The following is an 18,971-nucleotide window of genomic DNA, read 5'->3' as shown; positions in this document are numbered from 1 at the left end:
ACATTACATTATTAGCAAAATGTTGTGCTAACGAGATTGTTTTCTATAACTATCTCGTTAGATTTTTTAACGGGATTGTTTCTCAAAACTTTCTCGTTAAAATGTTATTTATGTGATTGCTAGAAACAAGCGCATGCACATAAAAATATGCCGACAAAGTATGTAACTTTGCCGGCACTTTATTTAATTACTTTCTATCATATACTAAACCTAATGCACCTGAATCAAATGCTTGATGACTCGTGAGCTTAAGGTCTAATTGTTCGTTAATATTTTTAAATAACGGTAATCCACCACCAATGATAGTTGGTGAAACTGTCATTTTAAATGTATCTACTAAATTTAACGACATAAGATGATGGGCAAATCTAGGACTACCTAGTACGACAATATCGCCACCATCTCGTTGTTTCAATTCTGAAATGACCGCTTCAACATTATCATTTACCAATGTCGCATTTTTCCATTCTACATGATCTATCGTTTTGGAGAATACTACTTTTTCAACATTTTCAATCCATTCCGCATGATTCAATTCATGTTCCGTTGCGTTTGGATCAGAGGGTACTGTCGGCCAATATTCGTGCATCATTTCATACGTATGACGTCCCCAAACAATGGTATCTGCTGTTCGTAACACTTCATTTGCGAATCCTTCTAAATCTTTATCATAAGCAATCCATCCCATATCCATTGCACCATTTGGACCTTCAACGTAACCATCTAATGATGTATGCAAAAACACTACGAGTTTTCTCATAGCTATCCTCCTCAATGAGTTTTAATATTATTGAACTTCAACTTCAGGTTTAATATTACAACTGCCATCGTAGCCGTATCTATTTGGACCTTTTTTACCAGGGGATGCTAATACAAATAATGTATATAACCAAATGATTCCTACAACAGCCGCACCGATCACACCTGCAACTAATCCGAATCCAAGAAAGCCTCCACTTTCGGTACTGATCGCAATAGCTAATACAGCAAAAATGAATACTGCTGCTACTATACTAGTAATTATAGCACTAAATTCAGCAATAACAGCCAGTAACATCGTGCGACTTGTGTCATGCAAACGTCTTACCATCACAGTGAAAGCCGGAATGAATATAACAATTCCAAATAAACTACTCAATATTCCCGCTGAAAAAGTACCCAGCAATGCAGTAATAATCATATTTATCCATAACGGATGCCAGTATTCAGCACGCGTAGACCTACCATTAATATCTATATAACGCGTCCAAAAATTCTTGTAGCATTGTAATACTTGATTCGATTGACTTTCCATATGTATCCCCCTAGTCTATTTTAAATATAATTATACTTTAGTTAAACTTCCAAAACAAACACGGATCTGAAATTTCAGATATATGGTAACGGGGGAAGTGTTGGACGTTTTTGCTGATGTTTTCTCCATACTTTTGCTACTTACATTCTCAATCTCTACTAATAAACTCATCCCATAAAAAAAGCTGAGACATGTTGTCCCAGCTCACGCTTCGTTTCTATCATTCAATTATTTGGCTAATTTCTTCTTGCTCGTAATCATTGGTAGTACTACGATTGCAACGCTAATTGCCAATAAGATGACTGTTACCGGTGATTGGAATAATGATAAATAGCTTCCATCATTAATTAATAAATGTCTTCTTAATGATTTCTCCATCAATGGTCCTAATACAATCCCTAATATTAATGAAGGGATAGAATAGTTATATATTTTCATTAAATATCCAACGACACCGAACAACAACATAATCCAAACATTCAATAAATCATTGTTTGTCGCATATGCACCTAATAGTGAAAGAATAATAATTAAACTTGCGATGATTGCATACGGCGCTTTAAGTAAATATGTAAATACTTGAACGCCTGCTCTACCAGCTACTAATGTCATCACACTCGCAAATAACATTGCAAGGAAAATAGAATACAATAAGATCGGTTGATCTGCTATCAATTGTGGTCCTGGTTGTACACCTTGTAATACTAATGCTGCTAGAATAACTGCAGTTGTTGGACTTCCTGGTATCCCAAGAATCATTGTTGGAATCATGGAAACACCTGCCGCAGCATTATTCGCTGTCTCTGGTGCAACAACGCCTGCAGCCTTACCTTTACCAAATTCTTCAGGGTTCTTATCTGTTTTCATCGCGACGCCATAACTGACAAACGCTGCGACCGATCCACCTGTTCCTGGTAATATACCAAGCAAACTACCAATAACTGCTGATTTGATTGCGACCCATTTATAGACAAAGAAGTCTTTAAATTTGAATAGACCTTTTGATACATCTGAAGTCATATTTAAATTGTTCGAATCTTTATTCGTGATTTGAGAGAAGACTTCCCCTAACGCAAATGCCCCAATCATAATTGGTATATAATTGACACCGTTCATCAACTCTATTGTGTTAAAAGTAAATCTATCCGTTGATGTTAATGGATCAATCCCTATTGTAGATATGAAGATACCGATCAATCCTGAGATAATCGCTTTAACCATGTTATTGTTACCTAATGATGATATGACGGTCATGCCCAATATCGCTAATGCAAAATACTCCGACGAGTGTATCTTAAATGCGACTTCGGAAAGTGCAGAAGATAAGAAGAACATCAGAATAACTGCGAACACGCCACCAAATGCTGAACTACTTATGGCTAACCCTAATGCTTTCTTTGCTTTTCCGTCTTGCGCCATTGGATAACCATCAAACGTAGTCGCGACCGCTTCTGGTGTTCCGGGTGTATTAAATAATATGGCTGTAATAGACCCTCCGTAAGACGACCCAACATAAATCGTAGCTAATAACGCAATTGCTGGTAACACATCTAAAAAATACGTAAACGGTAATGCTAATACTATCGCCATAGACGATCCTATACCTGGTAATGCCCCAAGAAAAATACCGATTACAAGTCCTATTATAATAAGCATTAAATTCATTGGTTCAAGTACTGCTAAAAATGAATCTTTCAATAAATTGATATCCATATGCCCATCCCCCTTCTTAATATAGAATGCTGCTAATTTCAGAGAAGATACCTACCCCTTTAGGTATAGGAATACTCAATATATTTCCGAATAAGAATGAGAAGAATATTGGCACCCCAACTGAAACGAGGACAATTTGAATTTTATTTTTAGCACCTAAACAAATCAGTAATATCGGTGTTAGCACTAAACATCCTATAAAGAAACCTGTCTTATTTAACAATAAAATAAATACGCCAATCGAAACGACAATACTCAAATTGATAATAAACGGTTTACTCAACGTTTTTTTCTGTACGTCGTTTTGTTCAGGACGTTTTACTTTTTTGTATTTAATGATTTCACTGACTAACGTATATAGTGTCAAAACGACTAGGCAGAACAGCACAATATTTGGTATACCAGATGCCCCAATCGGATCGACGTCTCTTAAATCTTCCATTGTCACTGACTGAACAAAGAAATATGAACTTATCGCAAATAATATAAAACTAAATATAATACCACCCATAAAAGGTACCCCCTTGTTTCTATTTAATTTCTAATTCTTTCGCTATTTGATTGAACTTTTTATATTCTGATTTCATTTTCTTGTCGAATTCGTCTGCATCAAGATAGCTCGATTCTGAATCTACGAGATTCATTGCTTCATATTTCTTATATTCGTCTGTCTCATATGCGTCTTTTAATTGTTTTGCTAATTTATCTTTTACCGCTTTTGGTGTTCCTTTCTTCACTACAAAACCTCTCCATGAACCAATATCCACATCGAGCCCTTTTTCCTTAGTAGATGGTACATTTTCAAATGCTTTAATCTTATCAATACGCTTATCGTTGAATACTATGATTGGTCTCACTTTCTTAGACTGTGCGTAATCGACAACGTTGACGACTTTATCTAAATATACGTCGACCTCTCCGCCTAACGCTGCTGCTTTCACTTCTGATCCTGATGAATAAGGTATAAATTCAGTATTGATCTTAGCTTCGTTACTAAATTGACTTGTCGCAAAGTCGTCCAACCCTGTTGAACTCACTCCACCAACAGTCACTTTACCTTTCTTAGATTTCTCAACTAAGTCTTCATAGCTCTTAATCGGGCTGTCTTGTGCAACGGATATTACATAAATATCATTTTGTATTTGCGCAAGTGGTTCAAATTCATCTAATAATTTAATGTCTTCACTTTTATCTAAAGTATCGGATATCACTTGAGATGGTGTGACTTCTAAAATATTATAGCCATCATTATTTTGTTGATAGGAATACAACATCCCCAACAACCCGCCGCTTCCATCTTTATTCACTGGTTGAAAGTTCGCATTAGAATGTTCGGATAATATTTTAGAATACTGTCTTACAAAGGTATCACTCGCACTACCTTCACCAAATGGAATAACGACTTCGATTGTTTTATTTGGGAAGTTTTTGATGGCTTGCTTTTCCTTTGCTTTGTCCTCATCTGTATCTGCCTGTGCACTGCAACCAGTTATCAATATCGCTAATAATAATACGGACAACAGTTTATTTTTCTTCATAGTTTCACGCCTTCCCAAGTTAATGTGTTTGGTACAACTGCATGACCTTCCATAATTCTTCTTGCTGTTCGTCCAATACTTCCTTCTTCCAAATAGTAACCGCTTTCATTATGTTGTAAAAAAATATCAGCCTCAATGCTGCCATTTGGATGTCCAATATTAATTGTATGGTCTGTATGATTTTTACATAGTGTATAAGGTACCGTTCCAGGTATTTGGCATGCTGTTGCTAGACAAATTGCGCCACTTACCGCAAAGGACGGATGAAGTTTACCCATAGATATATACCTCCCAATAATATCTATATCTTCAGCATTATTCAAGGTTCCTATTTCTGTAATATAATCCACCGGTTCATTTACTAATGTAATCTTCGGTAAAGCATCGGATGCTGGGTTCACTGTTTGATTTTCTTTAAAGATACCTAACTTGATACCCACTTGGACGCGTAACTGTTCAATCGCATCTAATTGATGTGGTAAATTAATTTCACCAGATAAAGCATGTCCATTCAATCCGAAATCATATGCTTTAACGAAGGCTACAATATTGCCAGTGTCCAATATACTCACTTCATAAGTTTTTTGATCGACGATAATTTCGTCTACCAAATTTCCAGTTGGGAATAGCTTTCCTGTAAATGCACCGGATGCATCCATAAAGCTTACATTAATTTTAGCACCTGTACCATCCACACCTGAAATTGCGAAGTCTCCAGTATTCTCTATTTCTCCTTGTTTAACTGGAATAGATACTTCCATCACTTTATCTGTATTCGTATTAAGTATTCTTACTTTAGTTTCTCCTTCTTGCTTTTCCACGAGGCCTTCTTCAACAGCATATAGTCCGACAGCGGATGCCATGTTGCCACATGTCACATTTCGGTCTATCGTTCTATCCTTAATGCCAACTTGACCAAAGTCATAATAGATATCGCAATCTTGTTGATCCGTTATACCAACGACAGCGACTTTACTTGTTACTGACGTTCCGCCACCAATGCCATCAATTTGGCCACTTGGAGAACTGCCGTAAATCTTTAAAATTAATTGCTCTCTACTTTCAAAATTCAGAGGCAAATCTGTATCTTTAAAAATTAAACCCCTGCTCGTGCCCCCTCTCATCAAAACACACGGTATCTTTGTATGATTGATACTCATATAACGTCCTCCTGCCATTTGTTGAAATATTCAGTTAACTTGTTTATAGTATATAAGTGTCATCATGATAAATAAAATATTACTTTTTTATGCACAATCATAAAAGATTTTTATAATTAAAATACATATTAGGGGCGAAGCTTATGGACAGTATGGATTGGGAAATTTTAAGAGCGTTATTTAAATATAAAAATATTACTAAAACAAGTCACGTTTTGAGAACATCACAACCTGCAGTGACGTATAGAATTAATAAATTAGAACGAGAATTTGACGTGAAAATCATCCACAGAAATAAAAAAGGTGTGATCTTTACTTCATCTGGAGAATTGCTTGTAGACTATGCCATTTCAATGCTTAAGCAAGATCAAGCGTTAAAAGAAGAACTCATCAATCAAGATGATGACGTTAAAGGCATATTAAGACTGAGCGCATCGAGTATATTTTCAAGATATCGCCTACCTAAAATTTTAGCAGAATTCAGCAAGAAATATCCGTTAGTAGAATTTGATGTGAATACAGGGTGGAGTGAAGAAGTCTTCAAATCCGTACATAACGATTACTCACAATTAGGCATATTGAGAGGAGATTATAGCTTTTCATCAGAGAAAATAAGACTCATGGAAGAAAAGATTTATGTCGTATCTAAGACGCCAATCTCATTGGACGATTTACCACACTTGCCAAGAATCTATTACAATACCGATACATCACTTAATAAATTAATCGACGACTGGTGGATAGGAAACTTTATTAAACCATCCTTAGTTACAATCAATGTAGACAACATGGAAACAAGTAAAGAATTCGTTAAAAACGGACTCGGATTCTCTATCCTACCAGGCATACTCTTAAACGATCACGACCAATTGTTTAAAATACCTTGCCTAGACCGAAATGACAATTACCTCGTACGTTATACAGATTTAATTTTGAAAAAACAATACTTAAACAACAACGTCGTCAAAGCATTTTATAACTTTATGAAAGAAAGGAATTTTGATTGAGTGTTGAAGGTGAGAAGCGATAGTTGTTGTAAGGGACACTTTTCGTTGGAATTGGGCGTTACAGCACCCCAATCATTTCCAAGGAAATAAAAAAAGTAGCACTAGGCTACTTTTTTCCTATCATTAACTAGGAATACTGCTATGTTGATGTTTGATTTTCCATTGATTGTCTTTAACTAAACCTACTGTAAATCTGTTTGTGATGCTTTTATATGGTTGTCCGTTTGTATCTAGTCGAATGAATTTAACATCATATGATGCGAATCCAACACGTGTATCACTCTCAACTTTGATATTGGATATTTCTAAATCTAGCGACTCTTCACCTAAACTCGCAAACCATTCTGTAACTAATTGTTTCATCGCATCTAACCCTGATTCTGACCACTTTTCCCATGCATCATAAATAAAAATATCATCCGTATAAATCGATAACATCAGATCAATATCTTTCGTCTTTGCAGCTGTTTTATACGTATCAATCACATGATAAATTTCCTCCATACACATCCCATCCTTTAAAAGTACGATTATAAAACGAGTGTCAAATTACACTAATTATATGTAGTTTAATAAAAAATAGCAACGAATCACTTAACTAAACGTGATTGTTGCTATTCATCATCCATATTCCTACTGTAAAATAATCGTTCCGAAAATAATCCAAGCTGTAACAACGATTGGTACGATAGATTTAAATAAAAATATACCGTACTTTATCTTTCTATAAATATCTAATATGAGCCAAATAATGATAATGATTAGTCCGACAAGGATAAAAATTGGATTCATGTCTAATTGATCTGCTATTAAAGGTTCTATCATTCTCAACTTAGCAATAATCAGTAGTACAACCGAGATACCAAAAAGATAAACGCCTTTATATCGAGCAATTTGCAACTCTAAACGTTCTGTTCCTAGGTCCTCTTTTTTTACATTTTGTTCTCTTTGGACTGCATACACTAATAACTTCGGTCTTACCCAGAATGACTTGATAGCAAAATACATAAATACATATGAGCCAATATGTGTAAACATTAAGAAAATACTCAAATCATTTCCACGCATTATATCACCAAGGAAGTAGATTCCGATTAAAATACCTAAAGTAATGACATCTATCAATAATCCAAATAATGATAGACCTTCAGATTTCAACAAACCTTCTAAAGTAGCTAGATAATATAATACGAATAGAACTATTAAAACGACATAAACCATGCTATTTCTCCTAACTTAATTGTTTTATTCATTTTCATTGTTATCTTCAGGATTTAAATATAATGATAAATTTAAATATGATCTACCACTTTCTATTCACCCTTAGTTTTTTCTGCACACTATAAAAATGTGTTCAATATTCTTTATCCAACACTAAAATTTTGAACGAAGCATATCTCTTTATCAATTCAGCTGTTGCTAACTGACAACCTAATATCACTAAAATAGAACCAGGAACAATAAATTTTGAATCCCCTGCATTTGGAAGTATTATATATTCAACAATTTTAAATATTATTACTAAACATGACGTAAGTGCTAATCCAATTCCTATAAAAGTTCTTCTCTTACCACTTATATATTTCTCTAATTTAGGAAAGCTATTCCACATTAGTACTAAACCAGTACTCCATAATATAAAACATATAAGCATTACTAACATACTCATTAACCAATTTGGAAAAAGATCAACATGGTTTTGTATTGCTATAAAATAAAACAAATTATTTATTACAAAAACAGCATTAAATATACCTAAAAAATTTACAATAGTTAAAAATTTGGCATATCTTTTCAACAAAACTTTGTTTACTTGAAAATTTTCATCAAAAGATATAAATCTAAAATATTGTAGCAATCCAATAACTACTATAAGCAATTCAATAATTGTTACTATTTTTAAATAATTTGGAAGATATTTATAATCTAATCCATTAAAAAATACTAAAAAGCTATATAAAATAAATCCTAAATTGAAAAAACTAACCACTTGTACACCTGGTTTTCTAAGTTCATCAATACTCTCATTTATACTCATGTTTAATACTCCTTACACTTTAAAGTCACGTTGAAAAGAATCTAATTAAGCATTCAACCTACGATTTTGTATTTTATAAACGAAATAAGTACCAATCGTGAAACACACTGCTCCTATCACTAATCCAACGATGTTCAATGTATTATATGCGTTGCCATATAAATGTATCCCTTTTTGATGCAAACTATCATTCATCGTCAATATAATCATGAACGTCATGAATAACATAACTACGTAAACGCCGAGAATCGATAGATAAACTGTAGGTTTTGAAATACTTTCTAATGCTTGACTGTTGCGCTTCGGTGTATAAACAATCAGCCACATAGCATTTAAAGCAATCATTCCGAAACAACCGACACCTAGAACGAGTCCTTTAATCGTTAATAAACTCATTACGCCACCTATAACTAATATAATCCACCAGCTATGCTTCATTTGAATTCACCTGATTTGTATTTGTGTTTTGATTATTGCTTTCTTTTTTTAAACTAATACCACAAATTAACCATGCAATAAATGTAATCATATTTAAACTAACAATTGCTCCTATAATATAAAAAGTACCGCTCTTTTTAGGTTGGTTTTTCATTTTTTTCAAACCAATTACGCCAAGTAACAGTGAGATAAGGTAGAATACTAATAATCCACCGAATATCATACTAAATACTGTTTTAGTTGTACCTTCATCTTGTACTGTTACTTCTCCATTTACTGTTGTCGTTAAATCCGGACTTACTGTTCCAGTGATAGTTAAAATTAAGTAAATCAACCACATTAATGAAAAAAAGCTTTGTACTAATATTCCAATTAACGATGTTACTTTAATAAGTTTAGTCATTTTTTTCACTCTCTTTTTTTATTTTATATTTTCTTCCTTATAATTAGCCTTATGTTCTTTTATGTATTTTTGTGGATTAATATCTCGTTTATAATAAACTTTGCCGTCTTCAAATTCATATGCAGCTAAAAATAGTTGATCACTTTCTTTAAATAATTTATAACCTACTACAACTATTTTTCCATCTTTAAATACATAATAATTTGCTTTTCGTTTATCAAATTCATCCACAAGACTATCTTCTTTCTTTTTCATTACCTTGTGTGTCTCAGCTTGTATTTCTTGTACTTTTTCAATTTTTTCTTGATACTTGTTGTCATTATTACCACATGCTGCTGAAATAAAAGTCAGCAAAATTAATAGCGCTCCTAATTTTTTCATTTGCTCTCCTCTTTCAAATTTGGAATATTTAATCTTGAATATTTTAAAACCCATGTGAAATTAATAAACTTAGCAGCAAAAATAAGTGCAATTGATCCTAAAATTAAGTATTTTGAATCAGCTACCTCAGGCACCAAATTATATTCAATTATTTTTCCTATATAAATAAACTGAGATAAGAAAATTAATAGTATCCCTATAAATGTCTTAACCTTTACTCCAATTAATTTCTCAATTTTATTAAATCTTTGAGTCATTAAAACTGCACCAACTGTCCCTAAAATGAAACATATAAGCATTGACATAAATCCAAATAACCAATAATCATACACATTAGCGTTATGTTTAGCTGCTATGAAATAAAATAAGTTATTAAAAGCAAATATTGTATTCCATGTAGCCAAAATATTCACTATCAATAAAAACTTTGAATACCTTCTATAGATTTTATTATTTTGATTTTTATCTTTATCAAAATTTATGAATCTAATGAATTGTAATAAACATAGTACAATAATTAACAATTCTATAAATGTGGTTAATTTCAAATGTAACGGTAAATCATCATATTTTAATCCACTCATTAAAGTAATACTTGAATAAAATATCATAAATAGAGCAAATAAACTTAACACTTGAGATACTGGTTTTCTTAATTCATCAATATTTTTATTATTAAACATTTTTATATCCTCTTTGTTACACCTAAATTACCTATTCGGTTTATAAAAATCTTTCAATTCCAGTGGTTTACGATTCTCTTTAATAAAAAACTCCCAGAAATGATAAGCTGGCTGACCAGAATGTTTATTCTCTCTAAATGATCTAACATGTAACAATCTAAAATAAAATGCCACAAAATATAATAACGGTATCATATACAGAATTGATAATACTTTCGTAACCTTTATTCTGTTACTCAATTCAACTTTTGATTTGTCACAACTTAATTTTCTAGTGAATTTGAAATATATAATTATTTCTGTGATTATAGTAACAACATAAAGTGTTATAAATGTAATTAATACAGTTATAGCTATTAGATCTAGTTCTTTATCACCAATACCATAATTTACAGTAGAAATCATCCCTACAGTAAAAGTGAGAAAAAAACCTGTAAACAAAACAATACATGGTAGTATTTCAAAAGCTAATAATCGTTTATTTATTTTCTTAATATCTTCCACTTTCAATTCACCCTTAATTTTTTCTGGAAACTATAACAAAGTTTTCAATAGTTATTAAAATATCTCTCCACTGATTGCCATAACTATTTCTAATAGGACTAACCAGCCAAATACAAATAATGGTTTAATGGCTATAAACGCAAATTGTTTACGTTTCTTCCATAAGATAAGATCAGCTACTAAATAACCTATAAATACAGCAAATAATGCGAGTGCCATCACCATAATCATATCTATCATTTCTGAACGTAATTGAGGTGTGGCTTTAAGTGCCATTGTTATCGTAATGATAATCGTAACCATCAATGAAATTCTCGCTTTATACTTTGCTATGGTGATTTTAACAATCAAATTTTCTATATTATTGTTTTCGTCATTCAATATATTTTTTGTCGGATTTTGTGCTAATTGTTCTGCCTTTACTCTTAACGGCTTCGTCCAAAATCCACTTATCGTCATCCACGCATATGCAATTAACGCCAAGCTTAAGACTGTATAATAACTACTTCGAGCATCATAATCAGCACCAATGAATATAAAGGGAATTAAATAAAGTACGAAAGATATTAGGTATAGATACATTGGTAATTTTTTATTTCCTTCCACGTATAACACAGAAGTCAAATACACTACATAATAAAATCCTACTAATATGAACAGTGATAAAATAGCCATAATATCTCCTTTTATTATTCGAATTTCTAACCTTTTTCTAACATCGAATATTTGAATTTTGTATACATTAAAATACATTTTACACTTATAGAAAAAGCAATCATTACTAAAAATGTTGTTCCTAAAACTATAAATTTAGAATCTGCGATATTAGGAACATATATATATTCAATGATTTTCATAACATAAATACCTTGTGCTAAGAACATAAATATTAATCCTAGTAATGTTTGCACTTTAGGTTTAATAATCTTTTCCAAAAAGGAAAAATGAACAAACATAAAAATCATTCCTATCGTAAACAATGAGAAACTTATGATTAAACTTACAAAATCTAATAACCAATATTTATATAAATCTACATAATGCTGTGCTGCTAAAAAATAAAATACATTACTAAAAACAAATACAAAATTGTATGATCCTAAAATATTATTAAAAGTTAAAAACTTCGCATACCTTTTCAATAGAACTTTATTTATTTGAAACTGTTCATCAAATGATATAAATCTTATAAATTGTAATAGATTCATAAATACAATAATTAATTCTATTATCGTTATTACTTTCAAATAGTTTGGAAAGTACTTATATTCCAATCCGTTAAAAAATACTAAACAACTAAAAAGTATTGTAAATAAAGTTATTAGATTCAATATTTGTATGCCAGATTTTCTTAATTCATCAATACTTTCATTTATATTCATCTTATCCACTCCTTAGACATTAGAATATTGAAGTCTGAATAGTTCATTATAATTACTGTTAAATTACCTATTCGGTTTATAAAAATGTTTTAATTCCAGCGGTTTACGATTCTCTTTAATAAAGAACTCCCAGAAATGATATGCTGGCTGACCTGAATGTTTATTCTCTCTAAACGATCTAACATGTAACAATCTAAAATAAAATGCTAAAAAATATAATAGAGGTATCATGTATAGAATTGATAATACTTTTGTTGCCTTTATCCGATTACTCAATTCAACATCTGATTTGTCACAATTTAATTTTCTAGTGAATTTGAAATACGTAATTATTTCAATAATGATTGTGATAGCATAGATTGCTATAAGCGTAATAAATGAATTTTTAGCAATCATATTTATTTCCTTACCACTCGTTGGTGAATTGATTGTAATCATTGAGACAACTAACGGAGACACAAGTACTATTACAAAAACTATAAAAGGTAACATTTCAAAAGCCAACAATCGTTTATTTATTTTCTTAATATCTTCCACTTTCAATTCACCCTTAGCTTTTTCTGGATACTATAACAATGTGTTCAATATGATTTGATTGCATTCAAATATAATCTAAAAGTCTTTAATACTAATCGCAATCGCAAATATAATTAACCAAATATTCGCAAATAGAGGTCGTATAGATATAAATGCAAATCGTTTACGTTTAATCCATAGAACAATATCTATTATTAAATATGCTAAAAACACAAAGAAAAATAAAAAGGCACCCAATACTACACCATCAACAAATTCATCTTGTAATTGTTCCGTAATTGTAAAACCAGCTGTTATCGTTAAGATCACTGTGATTATAAGCGATATTTTTCCTTTTAATCTTGAAATAACAATACTTATAGCCAGACTTTCAACCTTTTCATAATCTTTGTTAAGAATTACTTCTTTCGTTGATTTAGTAAGTTGTTTAACTTTAAGCTCTAAAGGTTTTGTCCAAAAACCACTAATCGACATCCATGAATAAACGATGACACCTAGGCATAGAAAACATATGTAATTCCCTCTACTTTCATACTCCGGAGTAATAAAAATAAATGAAATCGCATATAAGACAAATACACCTATATAGATGATAAGTGGCATTACTCTATATCCTTCTGAATACATAACTGATGTGATATAAACGATGTAATAAAGTGCACATAAAATAACTAATAAAAAATATTCCATTTTTAATCTTCCTTCAATATTAAAATTTTGAACGTAGAATAGTTTTTAATCCATTCGTAGACAATAACTTGAACCATTATAAATAGTAATCCTGATCCTAAAATTATAAATTTATTATCTCCAACATTAGGAACTAAAATATATTCTATGACCTTTTCTATATATATTAAAAAAGATGTAAAAGTAATACCTAATCCTATAAATGATTTCGTTTTCCCACTCATATACTTATCAATTTTAGGAAAACTATGATACATAAATGCTACACCTACAATAAATAATAGAAAACTAATAGTCATTGATATCATGCCTACTAGCCAATAAAAATATAAATCAACAAAATGTTGCACAGCATTGATGTAAAATAAATTAGTTAAAGCATACACCGGGGTCAATGTCCCAATTACATTTAAAATCGTTAACCCCTTTACATATCTTTTTAACAACACCTTATTGATTTGAAAATTCTCATCAAATGATACAAACCTGAAACATTGTATAAAACTTATAAGAACCACTATAATTTCTATTAATGTGATAATTCTCAAATAATTTGGAACATATTTATATCCCACTCCAGTTTGAACGGTAAGCGTACTAAGTAATAAAATAAATATTGTTACTATACTCATTATTTGTGTTAAAGGTTTTCTAAATCTACCAACGACTTCGTTAATACTTCCACTCATGTTCATTTTAATTTCTCCTTAAAACAACGTTCTAAATTATCTGTTCACTTTAAAGAAATCTTTCAATTCCAGTGGTTTACGATTCTCTTTAATAAAAAACTCCCAGAAATGATATGCTGGCTGACCAGAGTGTTTATTCTCTCTAAATGATCTAACATGTAACAATCTAAAATAAAATGCTACAAAATATAATAAAGGTATCATGTATAGAATTGATAATACTTTTGTTGCCTTAATTCGCTTGCTCAACTCAACATCCGATTTGTCACAATTTAATTTTCTAGTGAATTTGAAATACGTAATTATTTCAATAATAATTGTGATGGCATAAAGTGATATAAACGTAATTAATGAAATATTTGTAAGCAGATCTATTTCTTTTCCAGTAATAGTATTGATTTTAATCATTGATACAATTAATGGTGTTGGGAGCCCAATTGCAAAAGCAATAAATGGTAATATTTCAAAAGCTAATAATCGTTTATTAATCTTTTTAATCTCAGACATTTTTATTCACATCCAATCTTGTCTATCGATATGAATATTCTTTATTCATTTTCATAAACTTTTGCTTTTACATCAATCCATCCTTGTTCACCACTTATATTTGTTCTAAAAGTATGATAGTAAGGTGAAACAAATGTTAATTTATTTTCAACAGCAAACTGATTCATTTCTTCTAATAATGCAGTTTCATCCTCAATAAAGTTATTAGATGTAATTCTGCCATGAAGCATCATATTTAAACAAAAGTATGTTCTATAACTTAAATCATCATCTGCAGAAAATGATTCATTTACTTGCCTAAATATTTCTACATTCATTTTTCTTTCCAAATCCACTTGAGTCACAGCAAAAGTTATAGGTCCTGTAGGAATGACAGATTTTCTTTCACATAATGATATGAAATCTTTAAAGATACGTTCATAATCTTCAGTAGTGACATCAAAATAGGTTTTATAAGCAACATGTTTCATCATAATTGAAGAATAATTATGTTTATTCATGTGAATCATCCTCATTAAGTTCTAATTGAGCGTATATTTCAAAAGCAGTTCCACCAAAATAATCGACCATAACATGATAATAAGGTTTGTCCACAATTGCTATTCCATTTTCATGGGCTGCTACTTCAATTTGCTTGTATACTTGTTCAAATTCTTCTTCTTCAAAACATTTTTCAGATAATGTTGGACCAACTTCTAACATATCAATGTACTCTATATTCAATTCCGGAATATCATGCAATTCATTATTTAAGGCGATATAGGCAGTATACTCAAATTCACCTATACCTATGGATTCTCTTTGGAATATAATAGGTCCAGTTGGATAAATATCTTTATCCATAAAGAACTCATTTACCGTATCTAAACCCTCTAGCCAATCATCATCTTTATCAATTTCAAATGTGATTTTTGCACAAAAAGGCATCACTAACATACCTAATTCCATTATTTAGCCACTTCCTCTTGCTCAGAATCATCTTTCAAATACTCTAAATATAGTCCGTAATTGAAATACGCTCTTACTATATATGAATGTGCAACTATTAATGGCACGATGCTAAACAATATAAATCTTTTAGATTCAGCATCATATTCAGGAACTGCAAAACCTAATCGTATAATATAAACAAATGATCCAATGATTAACACCACACCAATAATTCTAAATATTACATTATTAAGTAATTTCCCAATCTTAAACTCACTTTTCAAAAATATATGCATACCAAGCCATGAAACCACTATGTACAACAACAATTCCAACCATTTATCAAAAACTTTATAAGCAAACAATTCAGCAGCAAATACATAAATTGTGCCAAATGCTAATGGTAAAATGTAAGCACCTAATATGTTGATAATTAAGTATATGCGAGCCATTATTATTGAATCAGTTACTTTATTACTTCTACGTTCTTGAATAATAGATAAGATTGAACATACACACCAAAATATCAAAAATAATTTTAAATACATCGGTATGGATTGTTTATTAGAAATCGTAAAATATGGAACTATGAGAAATATTGCAACAAATATATTCACAATAATTGCAAATGGTGCGAGATATGATAGTTTTAATTTTTTTAATACGTCTTCTTTATTCATGTTTTCTCCTTATGAAAATGCCTTTTTAAAATTCGAAGTAACTCCACCCCAAATTTTCGGCCCCTTATTTTTTATTTTATCAATTCCTTTATTAATACCGTCTTTGGCTAAACCTGTGACAGATTTATTAGAACCTGGTAATTTTATATCTAGCGCCATACCCATAACCATTGCTGAACCCGCTCCAATTAATCCACCTATTACAGTTCCTACTCCTGGTATGGCAGAACCCACAGCCGCTCCAGCTACTGCACTACCTCCTATTGCTGCAAAATCAACACCCATTCCTACTAACTGCTTTTGTTTCGACTTTTCATTTAAATTGTCAGTTAGTGCCGCTATGACTGCCAATGGTTTCAAGGCTTTTCCTCCTAACTTTGCTAACTTCCCTATTTTCCCTAAAATATTACTGTTTTTAAATTCTTTAAAACCTCCTTTTAATTTTCCTAAAATATCTTCATTCCAATATTTTTTTATATTTTTTTCAATTGCACTTTTTGATTTCAGATTATCTTTTTTAAAGAAAGTTTCTCGAAAATCTTGACTGACAAAAGTATTTTTAAATTCTGTTAACGCTGCTTTCTTCATTTCATTAACATCAAAATATTTAGTAGGTTTACCATAATCACTCATTAAATTTTTATCTTTTAGAGTTTGTTTTAACAATTTTGAACTTTCATTATCATATCCTTGTACTTTTGACATCCAATTCACTAAATTTTTATCTTTGAATGGATTATTTTTAACAAATTCATTAGCATTTTTAAATACATTTTTAAATTTTATATTACTTCTATTAGTATTCATTACAGTTGTTACTTGTACTAAACGTTTACGATCTAAATTATTAATCAACTTATTTACATCTTTTGTATTTTTTATTTTCTTATATCCTCTAACTGCACTACCGTCTCCCACGGCTTTTAATACATAATATTCTTGACCAGCTTTTTTCATTGTTTCATATGTACTCTCACTTATGTTCGGAACACTGTAAATATAGTCACTCGTATCTTCCATATATTTCTGCCATCTTATTATCTCTTCACTTGTTTTATGTCGAGCTTTGGCATCGTTAATTTTTGAACTGGTTGAACTGATTATTGCCCTATTGGAAGGTAAATTTTTAACGTACGAATTTAGCCCTTTTAACTCAGTTATCAAGTTATCCGTTCTATCTCCATCTATTGAGTTTATTGAATCGAAGTCATTTAACTTTTCTAAAGTTTTATCAATATGTTGATTAAATGTTGCCATTTTAGCCGATAAATTAGCCGAATCTATTTTCTGAGCGGTCGTTAAGTCTGAAACAGAGGATATAGCGACACCTGCTTTATGTACAGCTTTATTAACATCTAGTAGCGCATCGTCTATATTCTTTTTGTATTCTTTAATTTGACTACCTACTAGAATTGCAGACTTACTATTATCAACTTCACTTTCGAACTTCTCGATAGATTTTTCAATATCTTTCTTAAACTGTTCATTAATCGTTTTTATTTTTGAAATTGTTTTAATGTGAAATGTATTGGTATAGTTTTTTATACTTGATGCCGCTTCACCTTCAAATCCATCTGCACCAATGAGTTTCGACATGCTACTACTTAACGTACTTACTTTTGAATCAGTTGTGTTTAAATCAGAATTTATAGCTTCTTTTAAACTATGAACTTCTGACATGTCTACTTTTAAACCCATGAAATCACTCCTTTCTATTTTATAATTTCGCTCTTAATGTACTGATTTCACTTGCTAAGGTACTAATTTCACCTTCGACACCTGAGATTTCTTGTTCTTTCTTTGCTATGTCGTCTTCTAAACTACTTACTGCATCTTCAAAATCTCTATCTACTGTCTTCAAATCTGAATCCATCTCTTCTTTATGATTGTCGCTTTTGCTTCTGGTTTCACCTTTCCAATCTGATTCTGTTATCTTTGTGCTATTATATTTTGATTGTGCCGAGGTGAAATCTTCTCGTGCTGCTTCAACATCCGTTAATGCTTCTTTTAGTCTTCTTAAATCTTCCTTTAATCCATTTAATTCTATATTTTTCCCAGATTTTTGGAATTCTTTATTCGATATCTGTCTTCTAATTTCTGCTTTTTTACTCAACTATACCTCCTCCTTAATAACATTTCATTTGAGTTGCTATGTCTTGATCATTCCTTACAATTTCATCAACAGTCGTTTGCATGGCTGACACGTCTTGACTAACAATTTTTTCATAGTTTGATATTGCCGCATTATAATTCTCATACATTTCAACATATTCTTTAAATGTAATTAAATTTGTTTTAGAAAGATTTACATCACTACTTTTGGACATTAAACCATGACTATTACTTCGTATACTGCTAATATCTTCCGAAACAGCTGATTCATTTAATTTAATCATA

General features: G+C 30.9%; 27 protein-coding genes. 1 reads left to right on the top strand and 26 read right to left on the bottom strand.

Annotated elements, in window-relative coordinates; all coding sequences use genetic code 11:
* Positions 1-187 precede the first annotated feature (187 nt).
* From P3U32_RS00865 to P3U32_RS00840, 6 genes are all read right to left on the bottom strand, one after another.
* Positions 188-760, bottom strand: coding sequence for a dihydrofolate reductase family protein (locus P3U32_RS00865; protein ID WP_323703715.1), 573 nt, complete (start codon positions 758-760; stop codon positions 188-190).
* A 27-nt stretch (positions 761-787) separates the two neighbouring features.
* The gene (locus P3U32_RS00860) at positions 788-1,294 is read right to left on the bottom strand and encodes a DUF805 domain-containing protein (RefSeq protein WP_323703714.1); all 507 of its coding nucleotides are present in this window, start codon (positions 1,292-1,294) and stop codon (positions 788-790) included.
* A 228-nt stretch (positions 1,295-1,522) separates the two neighbouring features.
* Positions 1,523-3,007: a tripartite tricarboxylate transporter permease gene (locus tag P3U32_RS00855; protein ID WP_323703713.1), complete on the bottom strand. Its 1,485-nt coding sequence runs from the start codon at positions 3,005-3,007 to the stop codon at positions 1,523-1,525.
* Positions 3,008-3,023: 16 nt separating this feature from the next.
* On the bottom strand, positions 3,024-3,518 hold the full coding sequence (locus P3U32_RS00850; RefSeq protein ID WP_323703712.1) for a tripartite tricarboxylate transporter TctB family protein: 495 nt from the start codon (positions 3,516-3,518) through the stop codon (positions 3,024-3,026).
* Between the two features lie 19 nt (positions 3,519-3,537).
* A complete protein-coding gene (locus P3U32_RS00845; RefSeq protein WP_323703711.1) occupies positions 3,538-4,545 on the bottom strand; it encodes a Bug family tripartite tricarboxylate transporter substrate binding protein in 1,008 nt (335 codons plus the stop codon).
* Entirely contained in the window at positions 4,542-5,705 is a 1,164-nt protein-coding gene (locus P3U32_RS00840) for a PrpF domain-containing protein (RefSeq protein WP_323703710.1), read from the bottom strand. Before P3U32_RS00840 ends, P3U32_RS00845 begins: the two co-directional genes overlap by 4 nt.
* A gap of 143 nt (positions 5,706-5,848) precedes the next feature.
* Between P3U32_RS00840 and P3U32_RS00835 the strand changes: the two genes are divergently transcribed.
* Entirely contained in the window at positions 5,849-6,712 is an 864-nt protein-coding gene (locus P3U32_RS00835) for a LysR family transcriptional regulator (RefSeq protein WP_323703709.1), read from the top strand.
* Between the two features lie 123 nt (positions 6,713-6,835).
* Here P3U32_RS00835 and P3U32_RS00830 read toward each other — a convergent pair whose 3' ends face one another.
* The 20 genes from P3U32_RS00830 to P3U32_RS00735 all read right to left on the bottom strand — a co-directional run bounded on the left by P3U32_RS00830 (position 6,836) and on the right by P3U32_RS00735 (position 18,970).
* Positions 6,836-7,216 carry a YybH family protein gene (locus P3U32_RS00830; protein WP_323703708.1) on the bottom strand — a complete coding sequence of 127 codons (381 nt, stop codon included), beginning with the start codon at positions 7,214-7,216 and terminating at the stop codon, positions 6,836-6,838.
* Between the two features lie 129 nt (positions 7,217-7,345).
* Positions 7,346-7,933 carry a DUF5080 family protein gene (locus tag P3U32_RS00825; protein WP_323703707.1) on the bottom strand — a complete coding sequence of 196 codons (588 nt, stop codon included), beginning with the start codon at positions 7,931-7,933 and terminating at the stop codon, positions 7,346-7,348.
* 133 nt (positions 7,934-8,066) lie between these two features.
* A complete protein-coding gene (locus tag P3U32_RS00820) occupies positions 8,067-8,750 on the bottom strand; it encodes a DUF5079 family protein (protein ID WP_323703706.1) in 684 nt (227 codons plus the stop codon).
* Positions 8,751-8,795: 45 nt separating this feature from the next.
* Positions 8,796-9,188, bottom strand: coding sequence for a DUF5084 family protein (locus P3U32_RS00815; RefSeq protein WP_323703705.1), 393 nt, complete (start codon positions 9,186-9,188; stop codon positions 8,796-8,798).
* Positions 9,178-9,591, bottom strand: a complete 414-nt coding sequence (locus tag P3U32_RS00810; protein ID WP_323703704.1) for a DUF4064 domain-containing protein — start codon at positions 9,589-9,591, stop codon at positions 9,178-9,180. The genes P3U32_RS00815 and P3U32_RS00810 overlap by 11 nt, the downstream gene beginning before the upstream one ends.
* Positions 9,592-9,609: 18 nt before the next feature.
* Positions 9,610-9,972, bottom strand: coding sequence for a cystatin-like fold lipoprotein (locus tag P3U32_RS00805; RefSeq protein WP_323703703.1), 363 nt, complete (start codon positions 9,970-9,972; stop codon positions 9,610-9,612).
* Positions 9,969-10,655, bottom strand: coding sequence for a DUF5079 family protein (locus tag P3U32_RS00800; protein ID WP_323703702.1), 687 nt, complete (start codon positions 10,653-10,655; stop codon positions 9,969-9,971). The genes P3U32_RS00805 and P3U32_RS00800 overlap by 4 nt, the downstream gene beginning before the upstream one ends.
* 27 nt (positions 10,656-10,682) lie before the next feature.
* Positions 10,683-11,159, bottom strand: coding sequence for a DUF5083 family protein (locus P3U32_RS00795; RefSeq protein ID WP_323703701.1), 477 nt, complete (start codon positions 11,157-11,159; stop codon positions 10,683-10,685).
* Between the two features lie 54 nt (positions 11,160-11,213).
* Positions 11,214-11,834, bottom strand: a complete 621-nt coding sequence (locus tag P3U32_RS00790; RefSeq protein ID WP_323703700.1) for a DUF5080 family protein — start codon at positions 11,832-11,834, stop codon at positions 11,214-11,216.
* A 26-nt stretch (positions 11,835-11,860) separates the two neighbouring features.
* The gene (locus tag P3U32_RS00785; RefSeq protein ID WP_323703699.1) at positions 11,861-12,541 is read right to left on the bottom strand and encodes a DUF5079 family protein; all 681 of its coding nucleotides are present in this window, start codon (positions 12,539-12,541) and stop codon (positions 11,861-11,863) included.
* A 63-nt stretch (positions 12,542-12,604) separates the two neighbouring features.
* Complete coding sequence (locus P3U32_RS00780; RefSeq protein WP_323703698.1) at positions 12,605-13,078, bottom strand: DUF5083 family protein; 474 nt, start codon at positions 13,076-13,078, stop codon at positions 12,605-12,607.
* 75 nt (positions 13,079-13,153) lie between these two features.
* Positions 13,154-13,768, bottom strand: a complete 615-nt coding sequence (locus P3U32_RS00775; RefSeq protein ID WP_323703697.1) for a DUF5080 family protein — start codon at positions 13,766-13,768, stop codon at positions 13,154-13,156.
* A 2-nt stretch (positions 13,769-13,770) separates the two neighbouring features.
* Positions 13,771-14,463 (bottom strand): DUF5079 family protein, encoded by a 693-nt coding sequence (locus P3U32_RS00770; RefSeq protein WP_323703696.1) that lies wholly within the window; start codon positions 14,461-14,463, stop codon positions 13,771-13,773.
* A gap of 30 nt (positions 14,464-14,493) precedes the next feature.
* Positions 14,494-14,964 carry a DUF5083 family protein gene (locus P3U32_RS00765; RefSeq protein ID WP_323703695.1) on the bottom strand — a complete coding sequence of 157 codons (471 nt, stop codon included), beginning with the start codon at positions 14,962-14,964 and terminating at the stop codon, positions 14,494-14,496.
* A gap of 41 nt (positions 14,965-15,005) precedes the next feature.
* Positions 15,006-15,464, bottom strand: coding sequence for a DUF5085 family protein (locus P3U32_RS00760; protein WP_323703694.1), 459 nt, complete (start codon positions 15,462-15,464; stop codon positions 15,006-15,008).
* The gene (locus P3U32_RS00755) at positions 15,457-15,912 is read right to left on the bottom strand and encodes a DUF5085 family protein (protein WP_323703693.1); all 456 of its coding nucleotides are present in this window, start codon (positions 15,910-15,912) and stop codon (positions 15,457-15,459) included. The genes P3U32_RS00760 and P3U32_RS00755 overlap by 8 nt, the downstream gene beginning before the upstream one ends.
* On the bottom strand, positions 15,912-16,574 hold the full coding sequence (locus P3U32_RS00750) for a DUF5079 family protein (RefSeq protein WP_323703692.1): 663 nt from the start codon (positions 16,572-16,574) through the stop codon (positions 15,912-15,914). The genes P3U32_RS00755 and P3U32_RS00750 overlap by 1 nt, the downstream gene beginning before the upstream one ends.
* 9 nt (positions 16,575-16,583) lie before the next feature.
* Positions 16,584-18,272 (bottom strand): T7SS effector LXG polymorphic toxin, encoded by a 1,689-nt coding sequence (locus tag P3U32_RS00745; RefSeq protein WP_323703691.1) that lies wholly within the window; start codon positions 18,270-18,272, stop codon positions 16,584-16,586.
* 19 nt (positions 18,273-18,291) lie between these two features.
* On the bottom strand, positions 18,292-18,687 hold the full coding sequence (locus tag P3U32_RS00740; RefSeq protein WP_323703690.1) for a YwqH-like family protein: 396 nt from the start codon (positions 18,685-18,687) through the stop codon (positions 18,292-18,294).
* Between the two features lie 13 nt (positions 18,688-18,700).
* A complete protein-coding gene (locus P3U32_RS00735) occupies positions 18,701-18,970 on the bottom strand; it encodes a TIGR04197 family type VII secretion effector (protein WP_323703689.1) in 270 nt (89 codons plus the stop codon).
* Position 18,971: the final 1 nt, after the last annotated feature.

This window comes from Mammaliicoccus sp. Dog046 (assembly GCF_034039665.1).
Lineage (GTDB): Bacteria > Bacillota > Bacilli > Staphylococcales > Staphylococcaceae > Mammaliicoccus.
The sequence above is the reverse complement of the archived record's forward strand: the minus strand, read 5'-3'. Positions and strand labels throughout refer to the sequence as shown.